The organism is Clostridium fallax (assembly GCF_900129365.1).
GTDB classification, from domain to species: domain Bacteria; phylum Bacillota; class Clostridia; order Clostridiales; family Clostridiaceae; genus Clostridium_AH; species Clostridium_AH fallax.
Map to the genome: position 1 here is coordinate 14586 of NZ_FQVM01000022.1, position 20303 is coordinate 34888.

The following is a 20303-nucleotide window of genomic DNA, read 5'->3' on the forward strand; positions in this document are numbered from 1 at the left end:
TAAATTATTCATATAAATATTCCTTCATTTTTTGAAGAGAATCTGATATTTTTATATCTCCAGTAACTCCAAAATATTTAGGATCTAAATCATAAATTTTATTGTTTTTTACAGCTTTAAATTTTTGCCATTGACTATTAGTTTTAAATTCTTCATTAACTTGTTTTTTTGCTTCATCTATATATCCATGATACATTCTAAAAATTATATCTGGATTTTCATTTAAAGCAGTTTCTAGAGAAAATGGAATATATAATCCTTTAGTGTCCACTTTATCTGCAATATTTTCTCCACCTAATTTGTTGATTAAACTTCCTGCAAAGGAATTTTTAGTAGCTAACATAAAGTGTCCTGGTGCTCCAAATAAAATCATTACCTTAGCTTTTTTACTTTTATCTATAGAATCTAAGATTCCCTCTTCTCTTTTATTGATTTCAGATATTAGTTGCTCACCATTTTCTTCTTTATTAAACTTTTTTGCTACTTCTTTTATTGTATTTTTTACAGCATCATAAGAATCTAGATTACAAAACATTGTATTAATCTTTCCTTCTTTTAATCTATCTCCTATCATTTCTTCTAAAGCTCCAGAGGTTACATATATATCCGGCTTTAGAACTGTAATAGTTTCTAAATCAGGATTCATTGGAAGTCCTATTTCTTGTACATTTTTTACTTTATCTGATATTTCATATTGAGTGGTAGGTCTTCCCACTATTGGTACATCTAATTTTGCTAGCATTTCTGCCATAGCCATACTTCCTGCAATTACTCTTTCATTTTCACTTTTCTTTTCTTCTTTAGGCTTATTATTGTTATTTCCACAAGCAACTAATCCAAAACTCATTATGGTAATCATTATTAAAGCTAAAACCTTTTTCATCTTACCTTCTCCAATCTTTCATAAACAAACTCTATTTTAAGGAATCTTAATTTCCTTAAAATAGAGCTTAAATTAATTATTTATCTTTTTTATTCCAAAAAGCTAGTCCTAAAACTCCACTTATTGCACCTAGTGCAGGTAAATGCCCTTGTGTTATTGGAAATCCTGTTTTAGGTAGTTCCCCTTCTTTTTTAGCTTTACTATTACTATTTGTAGTATCGCTCTTTCTTTCTGATTTTTCTTTTCCTACTGCTTCAATATCATTTTGTGGAACTACTCTAAAAGCTACTCTAGCATCTCCCATAGGTACTACATTCATTTTAAATACCATTTGAGTTTTAGGATTAGGCATTTTAAATGTTAAAATCCCAGCCTCTTCATTTTCTTTTTTAGTATCATAGCTTACTTCTTCATTATCAATAAATATTTGAATATTTTTCATCCAATCTAGTCTTGTTATATGTACACTTCCATATATAGTACCATCTTTAACATCTAAATCTATCTTTTGACCTATATATTGTCCTGCCATTGATAAGTCATTATCTTTTTCCTTTAAAACTTGAATAGATTCAGTATATTTTCCATCTTTTAATACATCATTTTCTGCCAATAATTTAGTACTTTCTATCTTAATATTAGAAATATTATCTAAATTTTTAGCTAAAGCATTAGTTGATGGAATAATAATTGCTCCTAATAAAGCTGCTGCTGCTAAACCACTTAAAAAACCCTTTTTCACCTTAATTACCTCTTTTCTTATTTTTCATTAATGCTAATCCTAAGGCTGAAACTATAGAACCTATAGTCGCCATTATTCCCCCTCCAATAGATACTCCTGTTTTAGGAAGTTTTTTCTCTTTAGATATCTTTTTAGAATCTATATTATTTTTATTACTACTTTCTTTTGTAGAATTTGTCTCCTTTACTTTATCCTTAGTATCTTCTGCTAATTTATCTAAATACTCTTCTGCTTCCTTTGGATCATAATTAGTATTCTTTAAGTATTTTAAGCTGTCTTTATTTAATAAAACTCTAAATGCCACTCTTTCATTTCCCATTGGTTTTACATTCATTTTTAAAGTTATCGGTGAAGTTAAATCTGGAACTTCAAATCTAATAGTTGATGTTTTTTCTCCATTAGGTAATGATTTTACATTTAGTACATCATAATTAGCTTTTTTACCATTAACTAAAGCTTCAATATTATCCATCCAATCACTTCTATTTAAAGTTAAGATTACATACTTTTTACCATTTTTCATCTCAACTTTAGCTTTATCTCCTAAATATGCTCCTGCCATTGATGGTTCATCTGAATTTTCTTTTAAAGTTTTCATTGAAATTTCATATAATCCATCTTTTTCTTTATTTTCTTTAGGATCTACAGCTAAGTTATCTTCTTTATTTACTACTTCTGAAACCACTGGTTTTTCTATATTTGAGTCTTTACTATTTGTATTACCTTCATTGTTGTCATTTTTTATATTAGAATTATTTTCTGTAGGTTTCACTTCATTATCTGGTACATTTGAATGATTTTCATTATCACCTATAGTTGGCACTTCTTCCTTTATTAATTTTAATGTATCTTTCTTTGGTACCATTCTAAAGGCCACTCTTGCATTACCCATAGGTTCTACATTCATATGTAAAGTTATCTTTGAATTTAAATCTTTAACTTCAAATCTTATTTTTCCTTTTTTCTTTCCTTTTCCATCATTTACTGGTTTATCTAAAAGATCTTTAATTTCTGGTTTAATATCTTTTCCATCTACTGTTACTACAATATTTTTCATCCAGTCTATACTGTCTAATGATGCTTCTATATATTTCTTACCATCTTTAACTTCATAGTTTACATTTTCTATATATGAACCTGACATAGATTTTTCATCATTATTTTCCTTTAATGAATCTACTTTAACTTCATATAATCCATCTTTTTCTTTATTTTCTTCTGGCTTAACTGAATCATTAAGATTTAAATTATTATCATTATTATTTGAAACTTCTTTTAAAGTATTTCCTTTTAACTTTAATCCAAAGGTAACATTATTTTTGCTATCATTATCATAAAGCTTAACCTTAACTTTAGACTCTAGATTTGGAACCTTAAATCTTACTGTTTTTAAATTGGAAGATTTATTTACATAATTTATATTTTTTAAAGAATTTTCTCCTATAGCTCTTACCAAATTATTATTAGATATAACATCAAAATTAGTTTTCTTATCATCTATAGTTATTTCTAATTTACTTATATCAGTTTTATTTGAAAAGTTTAATACTATAAAAGTTTCTTTATCCTTTACTTCTATGTTAGTATTTTCTTTTAAATATTTTCTTACTATACTTAAATCTTTAGCTTCTTTAATATCAATATCATTTTTTATTTCATAAGTTGCCTCTTTTTCAGTATCTATTACTGGTTTCTCCTCTTCCTTTGGAGCTTCTGGTTCTTCTACAGGCACTTCTGGTTTTGGCTTTGGTTCTTCCTCTGGACTAACCACATCAATAATATCTGGTTTTTCCTCTGTCTTAACTTCTGGACTTGGTTTTATTACTTCTTTACTATCTAAAACTAAGGATTCTGAATTTAGAACTAATCTAAAAGCTACTCTTGCATTGCCCATAGGTTCTACATTCATATGTAAAGTTATTTTTGAATTTAAATCCTTAACTTCAAATCTTATTTTTCCTTTTTCTGTACCTTTTCCATCAGCCTTATCCTTCTTAACTTTATATACAATGCTTGGTTTAATATTTTTACCGTCTACTGTTATTACTAAATTTTTCATCCAATCTATGCTATCTAATGATACTTCTATATACTTTTTACCATTTTTAACTTCATAATTTACTTTTTTTACATATGCTCCAGCCATTGAATTTTCGTTGCTATTATTTTTAAGAGTTTTTACTGAAACTTTATAGTATCCATCTTTAACAGCTTCTTTTTCAGCTGGTATTTCTGGCTCTTCTATAGGTTTTTCTGGTTTTGGTTCTTCTGGATTAACTACATCAATAATATCTGGTTTTTCATTGTCCACTGGTTGTAATATTTCACTAGATGGTTTTGAGTTGTTATCTATTAACTTTAATGATTCTTTTTCTGGCACCATTCTAAAAGCTACTCTTGCATTGCCCATAGGTTCTACATTCATATGTAAAGTTATCTTTGAATTTAAATCTTTAACTTCAAATCTTATTTTTCCCTTTTTCTTTCCTTTTCCATCATTTACTGTTTTATCTAAAAGATCTTTAATTTCTGGTTTAATATCTTTTCCATCTACTGTTACTACTATATCTTTCATCCAATCTATACTGTCTAAAGATACTTCCATATATTTTTTACCATCTTTAACTTCATAGTTTACATTTTCTACATATGAACCTGCCATAGATTTTTCATCATTATTTTCCTTTAATGAATCTACTTTAACTTCATATAATCCATCTTTTTCTTTACTTTCTTCTGGCTTAACTATATCAGTAACTTGAGGCTCGTCTTGCTTGTCCCCTATTAATCCACTATTTTTAGCTACAAAATCTAAAACATATGAAAATTTATGCATTTTATAGGATCCTACGCTAGAATAAACTGTTTTTATAAGTCTATACTTATCTCCTTCTTTCATATTTTTATCTTCATAAGATCCACCTTCATCTTGTAACTCTTCAGTTGATACTTTATTTATTGTAACAAAATTGCCACTTTCATCTTTTTTCTGTAACTCTGTAATTATTGTCCAATCAAGATCCTTATCATTTAAAATATCTACTATTGATTTATCTTTAAGCTTATTTTTATATTCTTCTATAGTTTTTGGACTTTCATTTCCTCGAAGCCTATCCCAATATAATAAATCTAATGCTGATAAATCTTGAGTCCATTTAATTAATCCATCTTTTACTGTTAGTTTTAATCCCAAATCACTTTTTTGAGGTGATACTAATAAATAATCTTTATATTTTTTCAACCAGTCTGAATTTAGATTAGGTAATTTTTTAATGTTATTTAATTTAAGATTTAGATATTTAAGATTTGGAAGTATATCAATAAGATTATCTGGTATTGATGATATATTATTATCACTTAAATCTATACTATTCATATTTTTAAATATAGAAAATAAATCTTCTGATATTTCTTTAATGTAGTTTTTTGAAATATTTAAACTATTTAAATTATTTAAGTTCTTTAATTCTTCTGGTAATATTTCTATCTTATTATTATTTAATGAAAGTGATTCTAATCTATCTAGCCCCCCTATACTTTTTGGAACCTTATTTAAATTATTATCATATAAGAACAAAAGCCTTAAAGTATTATTATATTTAAAAATATTATCTGGTAACTCTTCAATATTATTTTCACTTAATGATAAAGAATCTATATTTTTAAGACCTATAAATACATCCTCATCTAATTTAGTTAAATTATTTTTTCCTAAATCTAGCTCTGTTAAATTATTTAATTTATCAAAAGTACCTTTTGGTATATTTTTAATTTTATTAGTTGATAAGCCTAGCACCTTTAATTTAGTTAGTTTATCAAAAATTCCATCAGGTAAATTTTCTATTAAGTTACCATTTAGATAAAGATTTTCTAAATTAACCATTTTATCAAAAATCCCTTTTGGTAATTCTTTTATTTTATTTCCATTTAGATATAACGATGTAACTTTATCCCCAAGATTATAAAGTTTAGAAATATCACTTAAATCACTACTTGATAAATCTACCTCTCCAGAAAGATTAGAAATTTCTTCATTGGAAATATTACCATCGCCGTCTTTATCTGCTCCAACATTTAACAACGCTTCATTTAAAACTATATTTGCAAGTTTAACGTTATTATCAGTTTCAAAACCATTCCAACCCTTAACAATGTCTTTATTAAACACAATTCTAGCCTTAGTATACTTTTCTGGATTACCTATATCATTTTTTTGACCACCCATAGCACTTACAAGTACTCCAACTAAATGATCTTTATCTAGATCTGATACTGGCATTTTGAAAGTTTGCATAAAATATTCTCCAGTAGCATTAGGCTCTCCATGGGGATTAGATATAGATCTTTCATATTTCCCATTGCTTTCTAACATAAAATCATATAGCATATTTGCATTACAAAGATTCATCCATGTTAAAATTATATTTCCATTTTCAACTTCAACTTTTATATTTTTATCAAAGAAACCACCAAGCATAGACTCTTCATTAGGCCTATCTATTCTATAGGCCTTAAATCCTAAAGTATATACTCCATCTTCTAATTTTTTTTCATTTAGCTGATCCTTTATATTATCTTCTGCCTCACCTGGTTTAACTGTTCCGTTACCCTCTGCGCCCTTTGGCTCTGTAGGCTTTTCTTCTGGATTAGTTGTTATAGATCCCTCATGTCCCTCTTCTTTATGCTCTTCTATATCTTTATTATTGGTAGGTTTTACCACCTCACCAGATGGTGATATTGAATCTAATGGATTTTCATTTTCTATTCCAGTTGGTATTTCATTTTTTAATTCTTTCAATGTGTTCTTATCTGGCACAACTCTAAATTCTACACTTTTATCAAAAAATATTATTGATACTTTTCCACTTACCTTTATTTTTGAATCTAAATCTGGTAATTGAAATTTTATTGTTTTTGAATTTTTTTCTTTATCTTCTTTTATTATTAAATCATCTATTTTTTGTCCATTTATTTCTATTCCTATATCCTTTATACTATTTCCACTTTTTAATTTAAGAGTTACATATTTCTTTTTATCCTTTATTTCATATCTTGCAGTTTTTTCTAAATATGATGATGCATAAGATTCTTTTTCTTCATCAATTTTTAAAGCTTTAACTGAAACTTCATATACACAATCTTTTTCATCTTTTAGTAAACTAGTATCTTCTATACTAGTTTGAGGTTTAGATTCACCATCTTCTAAAGGTTTTGAAGGCTTAGGTTTTTCTTCATCTTTAGATGTTATTTTGGTTAATGTTGATTTATCTGGAATAACTCTAAAAGCTACTCTTGCATTGCCCATAGGTTCAACATTCATATGTAGCATAAATTCATTTTCTATGTTATCTATTTCAAATTTTATTTTACCTTTTTCTTTTCCTTTAAAATCATTTTCTTCTTTCTTATGTCTTTCTATTTCTGTTGGAGTAATTCCCTTATCTTTTACAGTAACTTTAATATTTGTCATCCAATCTATACTATCTAAATCGAATATTAAATACTTTTTCTCTTTTTCTACTTCATAAGTTACCTTTTCTACATATCCTCCTGCCATTGAATTTTCATTTTCTTTTTCCTTTAAAGTTTTATATTTAACATTATATAACCCATCTTCTAAGGATAATTCTTCTTTTTCTTTTGCCGCTGTTTCTGAAGGTTTTGAATTTAAAGCATCTGGCCTTTCAGAGTCAGTAATTGTATTAGAAGGTATGTCTGGCTTAGTTAAAGTTTCTTCACTTTTTATTAAGCTCAAAGAATTTTTATCTAAAATAACTCTAAATGCTACCCTTGCATTACCCATAGGAACTACATTCATATGTAGAGTAATTTTTGAATCTAAATTTTTTACATCAAATATTACCTTACCTTTTTGATTTCCTTTGCCATCACTATTTTCTTTAGAAACTACATCTTTAATTTCAGGTTCTATTTCTTTTCCATCTACTGTTGCTTTTATGTTTTGCATCCAATCTATGCTATCTAATGAAAAAATCAATTGATTCTTATCTTCTTTTACTTCATAATTAACTTTTTCTATATATCCACCAGCCATTGATGGCTCTTCTACATTCTCTTTTAAAGCCTTAAATGAAACTTCATAAAGACCTTTTTTCTCACCTTTTAATTCATTATCACTTTTAGATACTGATTCTAAAGAACTATTTACTACATTGTCCTTTGCATAAACTGTAATAGCACTAGTTCCTATTACCCCCATATTTACTAAAAGTACAAGAGCTGCTGCTTTTTTAGATAAACTTTTTCTCATGATTTTCACCCCATAATATATAAATTATTTAGTATACTTAAGTTATGTTAATATAAACTGCCTATATTTATTTACAAAATAAAATCACTTAATAATAAGTATTCTTATATCCTCCCTTCACTTAAAATTTATATAAATTTTATTTTCTAAATAATAAACAAAATTAAAGTTCTTTTTTGTATTTTTATTAAATGTAAAATATTAAAACAATTCATTTCTTTTGCAAATGATATTGATTATCATTCTTTCTTCATGATATTATTGATAAATTTAAAAGTCAACCTTATATTTTCCTATTTTTTACATATCAATTCTTCTTTTTTTAATATCTCTCTTTTTTTTTAATAAGCTTCTTTTTCTAATATTTTTTAATAAAATTAAAAATAATAAATTAAAATTCATTGTTATTTATTATTTTTAAAAAGAATTGTGTTATTCTATTAAAACTCAATAAACTTTATACTTTAATTTTGTAAAATCTTTAAAATAAATTTTTTTATTCATTTTAAAAGTGCTTAAATTTAATATCTTTTATACTTTTGTAATATTTTTTCAAAATTTATCCTTAATTATAAGTTTATATAAAAAATAATAGGTAAATTAGTTTTTATACTAATCTACCTATTTAATAATTTTAAAATCTATGATTTTTTTATTAAGTAAAAATATAAACTATTCTTTTCTTATTACTCTTCTTTCTTTTTTAAAATAATACCTGCTCCTATTAATATAGTTGCTATTTGAGCCATAGCTTCTCCACCAAAAAATCCACCAGTTTTAGGAATCTTATTTTTCTTTTCAGAACTTTCCTTTAAGTCAACTTCCTTATTTTCTTCATTATCAGATATTTCAGATGGTATATCAGCTTTAATTTCTTCATATCCTAATTTATCTATATTATTACTTTCATTTTTATTATTATCTATATTATTCTTATTATTTTCTGTAGAATTTTCATTATTATTTTTATCTTCTACAGGTAAATCTTTTTCATTTATTGATGCCACATTAGTATATTTTCCATCCTCTGATGTAGGGATTTTTAAATATCCTGAGTCAACTAAATCCTTAACCTTTTTATAATTTTCTGAATTAGGATCTATGCCCAATAAACTCCAATTATTTTGTTTTTCTGTATGTATAATGCCATGCTTAACATTTTTAATATAATCTATAGCTAGATTTCTTATTGTTCCTTCCTCTTCTCCATAGGCAGTTTTAGAATCCCAAAGCTTTTTAAATGTTCTTCCTTCAAAGATTCCTCCTTTACCTTCTAATTGTCCAAGTCTATAAGAGTTCATTCCCAGTTTTAAAACATCTGTGTCTTTAACATCTCTTCCATCTTTATACTTAATATTTTTAATTCTATTTCCTTCTTTTTCCCTTAAATCAATATTATAAGTTATTCCACTGAACATATCATTAGTGCTATATTTGGATGCTCTTCTTTTAGGATTAAAACTTGGAGTAATATCACCAGAATTTAAAGTATTAAAGTATCCTGCTGCCCATTCCATATACTTTTTTAAATCTTTTCCTGTTACTTCATAAACTGTTATTTCTCCACCAGTATATCTATAGTTATAGGCTATATCTTTTTTCTTTATTTCACCTAAATCTAACTTAGCTTTATCATTATCTATAGATAAAGCTATGACATCAGCTTTACTGTAATACTTTCCAACTTCATGAAAGAAATCAATTAGTGGTGTATCTTCTATATGTATTGTAGGTATGCCTTTTATATAATCTTTTTCCACCATATTAACTCCATGAAGGTTTCCAATAACAGTATTTGCATCTTGACGTAACTTTTCATGAAAAGGTTTTAATAAAATTTCCATTTCTTTATCTGAATCTACATTAGCTACTGAAATAGTGTTAGCCTTTTTATCTTTAAGTATATTTTTGCCATTTTCTTTTTTAAAGGTTAAATCTACTTTAGATAAAGCTTGTCCATATTTTCCTGGTTCAGTTATAATAACTCCATTTATACTTTGATTTTTAACTAATTGATGCATATGTCCAGCTATAATCGCTGCAAGTTCTGGACATTGATTAGCTATATCCCTAACGCCTGTATTTTCAATAGAGTTTTCATTATCTAATCCCATATGCATAACTCCGATTATGGCGTCTACTTTTCCTTCTAATTCCTTAATAGCTTTTTTTGTTTCATTAACTGGATCTCTAAATTCAATTCCTTTTATATTATATGGTTTTTCAAATTCCTTTATCATTGGAGTATCCATACCTATAATACCTATTTTGATTCCATTTTTCTCTATTATAGTGTATCCATCCATAAATCTTGTTCCGTCTTCATTGTAAATATTACCAGCTAATACTTTCCCCTCAAATTGATCTGTTACATGTTTAAGTACATCTAATCCAAAGTTAAATTCATGATTTCCCATTTCCCAAACATCGTATTTCATCTTATTCATACCTAAAACCATAGGTTGCTTAGGCCCCTTATTAAAGGTCTCAACAAAATTATCTTGAATTGCATCTCCTGCATCTACAAGAATAACATTTGGATTCTGTTCTCTTTCCTTTTTAACAAGTGTTGCTATTTGTGATAAACTTCCTGACTTATTTTCTGTGTCTGATGAATATTGCCAAGGTACAAATCTTCCATGAACATCTGAAGTTCCTAAAATAGTAATCTTAGTTTCGCTGGAAATCTCTTCCCCCTTAACAGCATTATCTCTAAAAAGACATAAGTTTAATGATAAAAATGTAATTATAGCTACACTTATTGGCTTTATAATATTTTTCACTTTTATTCCTCCCCCTAAAACTTAAATTGCAGCATTAATATTATACAACCTTATGTAACTGTTTACAATCTTTTCATATATTTTTTTAAAATAAAATGCTATTAGAAATTTAAAAATCAATTAAAAAGCATACTTTAAAATTTCTAATAGCATTATATAATATATTAAATTTAAAGAGAATCTTTAACCTTTATAGCATACTCACTAATAAATCCTCTATGAGTTTTTACCATATTATCTGGAAGTTCTTCTATTGGATAAAACTTTAAATCAGAACCTTCACTTTTATCTATCTTCATTTTACCAGAATAGTCTTTTGTATAAAAAACTGCATTAACTACATAAAACTCATCTTTATTAATTAGTTTTACATAATAATCTTTACCAGAAAACACATTTAATAGCTTTAATTTATGTATATCTAGCCCTGTTTCCTCCTTAACTTCTCTTATAGCTGTTTCCTCTAAAGATTCTCCAAGTTCCATAAGTCCTCCAGGAAGTCCCCATAATTTTTTTGCATCGCATCTTTTTTGAAGTAATATTCTCCTTTCATTATCAAGAATTATTACAGATGAACCAGGTAAAATTAAAGGTCTATGTCCAACAAGTTTTCTCATCTCTTCAACATAGCTCATATTTATTTCCTCCTTTAATTAGAAGTTTTTATGCTATTCTAAATAAATTTCATTTACTATATATAAATAATATATTATAAATAATAATTCCCTATTAATAATATTTAAACTTAATTTTAATTATAATTTATTAAACAATTATTAAAAATTTATTTAAATTTATATATTTATTTTTAAACATAAGCTATATTGCTTTTAATTTATTTTATTGATTATTTATATCTTATACCAAAATCAGCTCAGCATAACCGTAAAAGGCTCATAAGTTATCCATTATTTACAATAGTTTTATACTATGTTTTATATTTATATGTTGCATAAATAATATTTACATAGAAAAAATATATACAGATATTTAACACCAATTATTTATATACTACATAAATAATATTTGCTTAAGTATTTCATATCTTTATAATTTATAAATCAATATCTTAAAGTAAATTATTATAAAAATTTTTTATATAGCAAAAAGAGGTCTATGGCATTAATGAACTTACATACAATATACTGTTTTACAGGTTTAAAATTAACATAGTATATTGTAGTATTTATTCTTAGTGCCACAACCCCATTTTAAATTATTTTTCTAATATATTTTATTTAAAAATACAATATTAAGTTTTTATTATTATTTAAATTTACTGCTTTTTATATAATCCATCTTTTTGATTTCTGTGTAGTAGTTTTTCAGCTTTTTCACTTAATGGTTTACCTAAATATGAACTATAAAGTTCCTGAATACTAGGATTTTCATAAGAAGATCTTAAAACACATTTATCATCAATTGTATATAGACTCCACGCTCTATCAACAGAAAACTCTTCTCCATCAGTGATTGGTTGACCTCCTCCTCCTACACACCCACCTGGACAAGCCATTACCTCTACAAAATCATAACTTACCTCTCCTCTTTCAAGAGCTGTTATAAGCTTTCTTGCATTTCTAAGACCTGTTGCAACGGCAATTTTTACAGGTATTCCATCAATATCAAAGGTTTTTTCTCTCCAACCACTTCTGCCTCTTACATCATAAAAAGCTTCTATAGGAGGCTTTTTACCTGTTGCAAAATAGTATGCACTTCTAAGTGCAGCTTCCATTACCCCTCCAGTAGCTCCAAATATTACTCCAGCTCCAGTATAATCCCCAAGAGGTTTATCAAATTCCTCCTCTTCTAAATTTTTAGGATGAATATGCTCTGCTCTAAGCATACGTACAAATTCTCTAGTTGTAAGAACCACATCTACATCTGGCCCTTTTCCAGATGAATCCATTCCTGACCAAGTCACCTCATCTTTTTTAGCAACACAAGGCATAATTGAAACAAGAAAAATTTCACTTGGGTCTACTTCAAGTAGTTTTGCATAATATGTTTTAACAACTGCCCCAAACATCTGTTGTGGTGATTTTGATGTAGATAAATATTTTACTAAATTAGGATGTTGTGTATTTATATATCTAACCCAACCTGGACAGCAGGATGTAAACATAGGCATATCCCCATCCTTTTTATTTTTTAACTTTTTAATTAGTTCACTTGCCTCTTCCATTATTGTTAAATCTGCTGCAAAATTTGTATCAAAAATATAATCAAATCCAATTCTTCTCAATGCTGCAGCAAGTCTTTTTTCATTTGAAAATTTACTTGAAAGTCCAAAATGTTCTCCCCATGCAGCTCTAACAGAAGGAGCAACCTGAACAATAGTTATTTTATTTTTTTTATTTAATTGATTAAATACTATTGCAGTATCATCTCTTTCCCTTAAAGCCCCTACAGGACAATGAGTTATACATTGTCCACAATATGAACAATCAGCGTATTTAATATCCCTATTTTCTGAAACTCCAACAGTTGTTCTACTACCAGTAAAGGCAACATCCCATACTCCTAAAGATTGAACTTTATCACATACTTGAATACATCTCATACACTTAATACACTTACTCTCATCTCTAATAAGTGGAATACTAAGATCCCAATTAAATTTAGGTTCTTCTTTTTTATATGGAACATCAATAATTCCAAGGTCATTTGATATTTTTTGAAGATTACAATTTCCACTTCTAACACAAGTTGGACAATGTCCATTATGCTGAGATAGTATAAGTTCAACATTTATTTTTCTAGCTTCTCTAACCTTTGGACTATTAGTATATATCTCCATACCATCTTCTACAACATTGTTACAAGATGATATAAGTTTTTCTTTCCCTTTTATTTCTACAACACAAATTCTACAAGCCCCAATTTCATTTAAGTCTTTAAGATAGCAAAGACTTGGAATATATATCCCCGCTCTTTTAGCAGCTTGTAATATAGTTTCATTTTCATTTGCTTTAACAAGTATTCCATCTATTCTTATGGTTACCATTTCCTTGTTCTCCCTCCTCTAAGATTTCCAAAACCAAAGTGATCACAACGGAGACATCTTCTTGATTCTTGACAAGCCTCTTCATCTGTCATAGATAATTCGATTAAATTCATATCATGTTTTCTTTCCTCTGCCATACGTTCTCTCATATTAATTCTTCCACATGGTGGCTTGTCTTCTATAGTAGGTTCTGGAATATCTATATCAGATCTAATTTCATGATAAAAACCAAGATACTCATCTATATTTGCTGCAGCAACTTTACCAGATTCAATAGCCTTTATTACAGTTGCAGGTCCAGTTACACAATCTCCACCAGCAAATATTCCAGGTATATTTTCAATTCCTGATGTTTTAAGTGCATCAATTACACCACGCTTTACTGGTATTCCTGACTCTTTAAATTTTTCAGACCCTATATTTTGACCTATAGCAACAATAACTATATCGCAAGGTAATGAAACTGGTTCAGATTTTGCATCTTTTGGAGTTGGACGTCCTCTTTTAATTTCCCCAATTATTTGAGGCTTAAACCATACTGCCTTTACCCTTCCTTCCTTATCTTTTTCAATCTTTAAAGGTGACATAAGTGAGAATATTTCTGCTCCCTCTGACATTGCACCTTCAACCTCTTCAGGTAAAGCTGTCATATCTTTTTTTCTTCTTCTATAAGCACAGGTTACTGACTTAGCTCCTAATCTAATTGCTGTTCTTGTAACGTCCATTGCAACGTTACCTCCACCAATAACAACTACATTTTTATCTGTAAAATCCGGTATATCATCATCACCAATATTTTTTAGCATTTGAACTGCAGACATAACTCCTTTTGCATCTTCCCCTTCAATTCCAAGCTTTCTATCCTCATGTGCACCAATTGAAATAAATACACTATCAAAGTCTTCTCTTAACTTAGCTACATTAAAGTCTTTTCCAATCTCTATTCCAGTTTTTATATCTATTCCAGTAGATAATATTACAGAAATTTCATCTTCAAGTATATTTCTTGGCAATCTATAATTAGGTATACCATATCTAAGCATGCCACCAAGTTTGGAATTTTTCTCAAATACAGTTACTTTATGACCCATTAAAGAAAGATAATATGCACAGCTAAGACCAGCTGGTCCACCACCTACTACTGCAACTTTTTTTCCTGTAGCTTCAAGAGGTTTTGGAGCTGGTACACTTCCCGCCTTTTCTACTGCTACTCTTTTTAACCCTCTAATATTTATTGCATCATCTATTATATTTCTTCTACATCTTGCCTCACATGGATGTTCACAAATAAGACCACAGGTACTTGGAAAAGGATTATCCTTTCTTATAAGCCTTACTGCATCATCAAATCTCCCAGCTTCTACCAAAGAAATATATCCTGGAATATCTACTCCAGCAGGACATAATGCAACACAAGGTACTGGTTGATGCATATTTCCAAGACATCTACTATTATGAATATGCTCATGAAAGTCCTCATCAAATCCTTCTATACCTTTTAAAACCAAAGCAGCTGCTTCATATCCTATTGCACAATCTGCAGAATTTACAACTGCTTTTGCAGTTTTTTTGATTAACTCAACAGTATTATCTGTTCCATTACCATCAAGAACATCATCAAGAAGATTTGTAATTTGTTCTAATCCGACCCTACAAGGTACACACTTTCCACAGGTTTGAGCTTGACACATTCTAATAAAAGATACCATTATGTCAATTGGACAAATGCCAGGAGGACTAGCAATAATTCTTCGCTCTAGATCCCTATAAAGTTCTTCAACTACTGTCTGGGCCTTATCTGGTGTAACCATTAATAAACGACTCATAATTTGCCTCCCCAATATTAATTGCAATTCTATAAATTAATTAAAAATAAAGAATATTAAGAATTTTATTTCTAAACTTAAATATAAATATCTCTACTACTCCTATTTTCCTTTTCTTATTTATAGACCAATTAATTTTAAAATTTCAATGAATACGTTATCTTTGTCTTTATATATATTTTAAATAATTATATAGAACTTTGCAAAATAATTAATTATTTAACAATAAATATATAAAATTATTGAAATACATTTATTTTTTCTCTTTAAGACCCTATCTATTTTTTAATAACAAATCAAATAATTATATATTTAGGCTAAGTTAAAAGCTTTATAACGAAATTCTTCTTAAACCTTTTATTTAGCTTATGTATAGTTAAATTTTTCATAAACAATATTATAACTATCTTTAATATCTAGTTATGTTTTTATTTAAAATACTTATTTAAAATAAAATATCCTTTAATTTATATTGCTATTAATATAAAAAACAGTAGATAGCTTTGATTTTGTACAAAACTCTCTACTGTTTTTTAAATAGTTAAATTAATATTGATAATAAATTACTAATACTTTCAATTTATATTATTATAAAACATTATCTATTACTGTTCTATTAACATGAACTTCTTTTTTATTGAAGAAAGATTGAGCTGATCTTGTGTAAATGAAGTAAAGACTATCATCTTCTTCACTTACTCTTACCTTTATTTCCATCTCTCTCTTATCACATATATTATTTAAGGATTCACATAGTTCTTCTGATGTTAGTACTTTTTTACTTGCAACATATACACTATCATATCCTAATAAGCAATGATATAAGTTAATATTTTCTGTTTTCATAAGTTTCCTCCTAGATAATTCATATGCTTTTTATTTAATTGTAATATTTTTAATATACTTTATAAAGTAGTATAATAAAAACTTTAAAAGATTAATATAAAATTTTTATTAGTTTTTATAAAGATTATTATAAACTAATTTTTTATTAAATATTACAGATTATATTGTTTAAAGTATTTGTTTTTAATTTATATTTTATATAATACCATATTATTATATTTTAATTACTTTTATATTAAAAAACAATAGGAATTTTGTATTATTATACAATTTTTGCCTATAACATTAAATCATTTTATTAATATTTCTATAAAGCATATGTATTAAATCATCAGTAGAATACTCTCCTAAAAGATAATCTTTAACCTCTTCTGTAAAATCATATAGTTTGTCATACTTTTCAGTATAAACAATTTCACTTAAATTTTGTCCTTCATAGTCAACAAATAAATAAATTTGATCTTTAAATATGTAAGCTCCAGCTCTATAAACCTTAAAGTTTGAAAATTCTTTCTTTTCTTTAATATCCATTAAAAACTCTCGTAATTGTGCTTCATATATTTTATTCATTTTCACTACCACCTTTTTATGTAAAATTTCTTTAATCTAAGCAAATAACAAACTAATAAAAACAGAAAATAATATAATAAAAAATTTAATTTTTATATCTATTTACATACTATAAATCTTTCCAAAATGTAAGCGCCATTCCCTTTTCTTTTGTTTCTTTATCATAAACTTCCACCTCTATTTTGTTATAATCTTCATACTTTGTATTATTAGGCAAGGATACTTGTACTAAATATCCATCTAAATTATCCTCTGGAAGATATTCTTTTACTTTATTTACATATAAGATTTTTACCTTCTCATCATTTATAGTGATTTTAATATTATCTTTTTCTAAATCTGATCTAGTATTTTCATCTAAATTTTTATATCTAAGTAAACTCATAGGTCTAAAATATATACTTAAAGATGGATATGCTCCCTTTATTCTAAAACAATTTAAACCATATATCTCTAATCCTCCTATTTTTGCATTTAATTCAATGTCTTTAATTATAGATATATTAGTTCCTAAGTATTCTAAATAATTTACAGCATAATCTTTAACTATGAAAATAGAAAAGTTATTTTTTTCTTTAATTTCTATTTCATAATATCCATTTTCATTAGTTTTTGCCTCATATATGTTATTACCATCTCTATCTTTAACATATACATCTGCATTACGTAAAATATTATCATTAAAATCCTTTACTACACCAAAGATTTTAGCCATAAACCTCACCACCTATTTATAAAAATAAGATTTAATTAAAATATTTAATTTTTACTTAATTATACACTATATACATTTTTTATAGCCTAAAATCTTTATATCTTTACAATATATTAATCTTTTATCTGTCAATAATTGAAACTATCTTTTATAGCATGTGACTTTATTTTATAGCCTGTAATATCTGAAAATCTAATTATAATCTTAGGATTTTTTATAAACCTATTATAGTTTATATATAGTAGTATTTAGTTAGAACTTATACATACAATGGTGAACATATTACACTTTACATCTGGATTTCTAATTGAATTATTTAATTCTTCTGATTCTTCAGTTGGATTTGCATAAATTATTTTAACTCCTTTACTTTCTAGATATTTCTTTCCTTTTTCAAACCTTTTTGGAGAAAAATAAGTTATTAATGCACATATGGTTAATGTTTTTTAACTAATAATTTTATATTTTCCATTATCTTATCCCCTAATTTTATATAATTTATAATTTAAATATTATATTTACTATAGTAAATTTTAAAATACTACTTTAAAAAATATAATTACCCTTTAAATAGTAACTTTAATATAACAAAAGTTACTATTTAAAGGGTTTTAACTTTTAATAATATTTTTTTAAGATTTCACTATTATCTGTAGTATCAATAACCTTTACTTCTTTAATTTTTTCTTTAGATTTAAAAATACTTTTCTCTAATGCTTCTACCTTATATGTATGATTTTTAGGTATAGAAAATCTTAAGTTTCCTTCTAATTTCTTAATATTCAAATCTTTTAAATCTACAGTATTAAAATCATAGTTTTCTTTTAAATAATTAAAAACTCTTTCTGTAACTTCCCATCTTTTTTCACTATTTAAAACCACTATTATTATATTTCTGCCTCCATAATTTACCGATGTTACAAGGCATTTACCAGCTTGACCTGTATATCCTGTTTTAACTCCATTAGCCTCTGGAATCCTCCATAGTATCTTATTTATATTATTATAACTCCTATTAAAACCTTCTTTTGTGATTTCCTTACTAGAAACTATTTTAGAAAAAGTTTCATTCTCCATAGCTTTAGCAGTTAGCATAGCTAAATCATAGCAAGTTGTGTAATGGTTTTGACTATCTAATCCATGAACTGTTTCAAAATTTGAATCTATAAATCCCATAGAATGAGAAAAATGATTCATAAGATCTGCAAAATTTTCCTCTGAATAAGCAATTCCTTCTGCAAGAGCTACTGCAGCATCATTTCCAGATTTAAACATCAATCCATAGGTAAGCTCTTCTGAAGTTATATTTTCATCTGCTTTAAGTCCTACTTTAGAGCCTCTCACATATTGAGCATTTTTACTTACCTTAAAGTTTTCATTTAAATCAGTACAATTTAAAGCTATATAAGAGGTTAAAATTTTAGTTGTACTAGCCATTGGGACAATGTTATGACCATTTTTTTCAAATAATATCTGTTTACTATCACCGTCTAGAGCTAATACATATTTTGCATCATAGACTAAATCCTTAGCTAAAACCTTAGTGGAGTTTATACATATAAAAAATATAAGTATTAAAATACTAATAATTTTTTTCATATTTTCACCTCATTTATATTTTACTAATTAGTGGTTAATTTTTTTAAAACTGGTAATACTAAAGATATAGCAGGAGGTATATATGGGCTTAATACTTATTTTTCTCTTAATTCTACTTTTAATTCCTATAAAAATAAAATTTTTATTTTTATATAACAATAATAATCTTGAAGTAAGGTTATCTATATTTAATAAGATATTTTACCTATCATCATCATGGCAAAAATATGTAAAATCAGTTATCTATAATTTTAAATTTAAAGAACACAAAAGAAAGTATAATGGTAAATTAACCAACAAATTAAATAATTTAAATAAAAAAAAGCTTATATATAGCTTAATAAATAATCCCTTTAAACCAAAGCTACATTCAGAAATTTCTATGGCATATAACATAGAAAATATGGCTATAGAAGCTATATCTTTCGGATATATTTATCAAGTTTTAGCCTTAATTCATAATTATCTATCACTAATTTTTAATTACAAAATAGATAACCAACAAATAAAACCATTATTTAAGGAGGAGAATTATTTGTATTTTTCATTTGAAAGTATATTATATGTAAACTTTGCAAAAACTATATATATGCTGTTTTTAATATTAAAATCATTTAATAAAGGAGAGAAAAAAGTTGGAAAATAATCATCCTATAGAAAATTTAATGAAAAGCACTATGGAAAATCTTAAAGATATGATAGATGTAAATACAATCATAGGAAAACCTATAGAAACTTCTGATGGAACCTATATAGTCCCAATTTCAAAATTATCCTTTGGATTTGCATCTGGTGGTAGTGAAATGACCTTAACAGAATATAATAAAGAATCTGCAAATAGATATCCTTTTGGTGGTGGATCTGGAGCTGGTGTTACTGTAAAACCTGTAGCTTTTTTAGTTGTTAGAAATGATAATGTAAGATTATTACCTGTAAATCAAAGTAATACCTATGACAGAGTTGTAGATACTATACCACAAGTAATAGATATGATAAAAGATTTCTTTGATGAAGATGAAGAAAAAGATATAGACTTTTGTGATAGAAAATAAGAAACCTAA

At 26.5% G+C, this 20303-nt stretch carries 13 protein-coding genes; 2 read left to right on the plus strand and 11 right to left on the minus strand.

From position 1 onward, the window contains the following. Positions 1 to 4 precede the first annotated feature (4 nt). The 11 genes from isdE to BUA70_RS10045 all read right to left on the minus strand — a co-directional run bounded on the left by isdE (position 5) and on the right by BUA70_RS10045 (position 19242). A complete protein-coding gene (gene isdE / locus BUA70_RS09990; protein ID WP_072896928.1) occupies positions 5 to 883 on the minus strand; it encodes a heme ABC transporter substrate-binding protein IsdE in 879 nt (292 codons plus the stop codon). 76 nt (positions 884 to 959) lie between these two features. Beyond that, positions 960 to 1625: an NEAT domain-containing protein gene (locus BUA70_RS09995; RefSeq protein WP_072896931.1), complete on the minus strand. Its 666-nt coding sequence runs from the start codon at positions 1623 to 1625 to the stop codon at positions 960 to 962. 1 nt (position 1626) lies between these two features. Beyond that, a complete protein-coding gene (locus tag BUA70_RS10000; protein WP_072896933.1) occupies positions 1627 to 7896 on the minus strand; it encodes an NEAT domain-containing protein in 6270 nt (2089 codons plus the stop codon). Positions 7897 to 8582: 686 nt separating this feature from the next. Beyond that, complete coding sequence (locus BUA70_RS10005; protein WP_072896935.1) at positions 8583 to 10679, minus strand: bifunctional metallophosphatase/5'-nucleotidase; 2097 nt, start codon at positions 10677 to 10679, stop codon at positions 8583 to 8585. Between the two features lie 170 nt (positions 10680 to 10849). Then, positions 10850 to 11314 carry an NUDIX hydrolase gene (locus BUA70_RS10010; RefSeq protein WP_072896937.1) on the minus strand — a complete coding sequence of 155 codons (465 nt, stop codon included), beginning with the start codon at positions 11312 to 11314 and terminating at the stop codon, positions 10850 to 10852. A gap of 641 nt (positions 11315 to 11955) precedes the next feature. Then, on the minus strand, positions 11956 to 13686 hold the full coding sequence (locus BUA70_RS10015; RefSeq protein WP_072896938.1) for a [FeFe] hydrogenase, group A: 1731 nt from the start codon (positions 13684 to 13686) through the stop codon (positions 11956 to 11958). After that, positions 13680 to 15512, minus strand: a complete 1833-nt coding sequence (locus tag BUA70_RS10020) for an NAD(P)-binding protein (RefSeq protein ID WP_072896939.1) — start codon at positions 15510 to 15512, stop codon at positions 13680 to 13682. Before BUA70_RS10020 ends, BUA70_RS10015 begins: the two co-directional genes overlap by 7 nt. A 588-nt stretch (positions 15513 to 16100) precedes the next feature. After that, on the minus strand, positions 16101 to 16358 hold the full coding sequence (locus BUA70_RS10025; RefSeq protein ID WP_072896940.1) for a hypothetical protein: 258 nt from the start codon (positions 16356 to 16358) through the stop codon (positions 16101 to 16103). A gap of 285 nt (positions 16359 to 16643) precedes the next feature. Beyond that, positions 16644 to 16928 (minus strand): hypothetical protein, encoded by a 285-nt coding sequence (locus tag BUA70_RS10030; RefSeq protein WP_072896941.1) that lies wholly within the window; start codon positions 16926 to 16928, stop codon positions 16644 to 16646. A 109-nt stretch (positions 16929 to 17037) separates the two neighbouring features. Beyond that, positions 17038 to 17643, minus strand: coding sequence for a carboxypeptidase-like regulatory domain-containing protein (locus BUA70_RS10035; protein ID WP_072896942.1), 606 nt, complete (start codon positions 17641 to 17643; stop codon positions 17038 to 17040). Between the two features lie 618 nt (positions 17644 to 18261). Beyond that, complete coding sequence (locus BUA70_RS10045) at positions 18262 to 19242, minus strand: D-alanyl-D-alanine carboxypeptidase family protein (RefSeq protein ID WP_072896943.1); 981 nt, start codon at positions 19240 to 19242, stop codon at positions 18262 to 18264. A gap of 82 nt (positions 19243 to 19324) precedes the next feature. On the opposite strand from BUA70_RS10045, the gene BUA70_RS10050 reads away from it, so the two are divergent. Together BUA70_RS10050 and ytfJ are read left to right on the plus strand one after the other, a co-directional pair. After that, entirely contained in the window at positions 19325 to 19888 is a 564-nt protein-coding gene (locus BUA70_RS10050; RefSeq protein ID WP_072896944.1) for a hypothetical protein, read from the plus strand. Beyond that, entirely contained in the window at positions 19878 to 20294 is a 417-nt protein-coding gene (gene ytfJ / locus BUA70_RS10055; protein WP_083573510.1) for a GerW family sporulation protein, read from the plus strand. Before BUA70_RS10050 ends, ytfJ begins: the two co-directional genes overlap by 11 nt. The last annotated feature ends 9 nt before the right edge of the window (positions 20295 to 20303 follow it).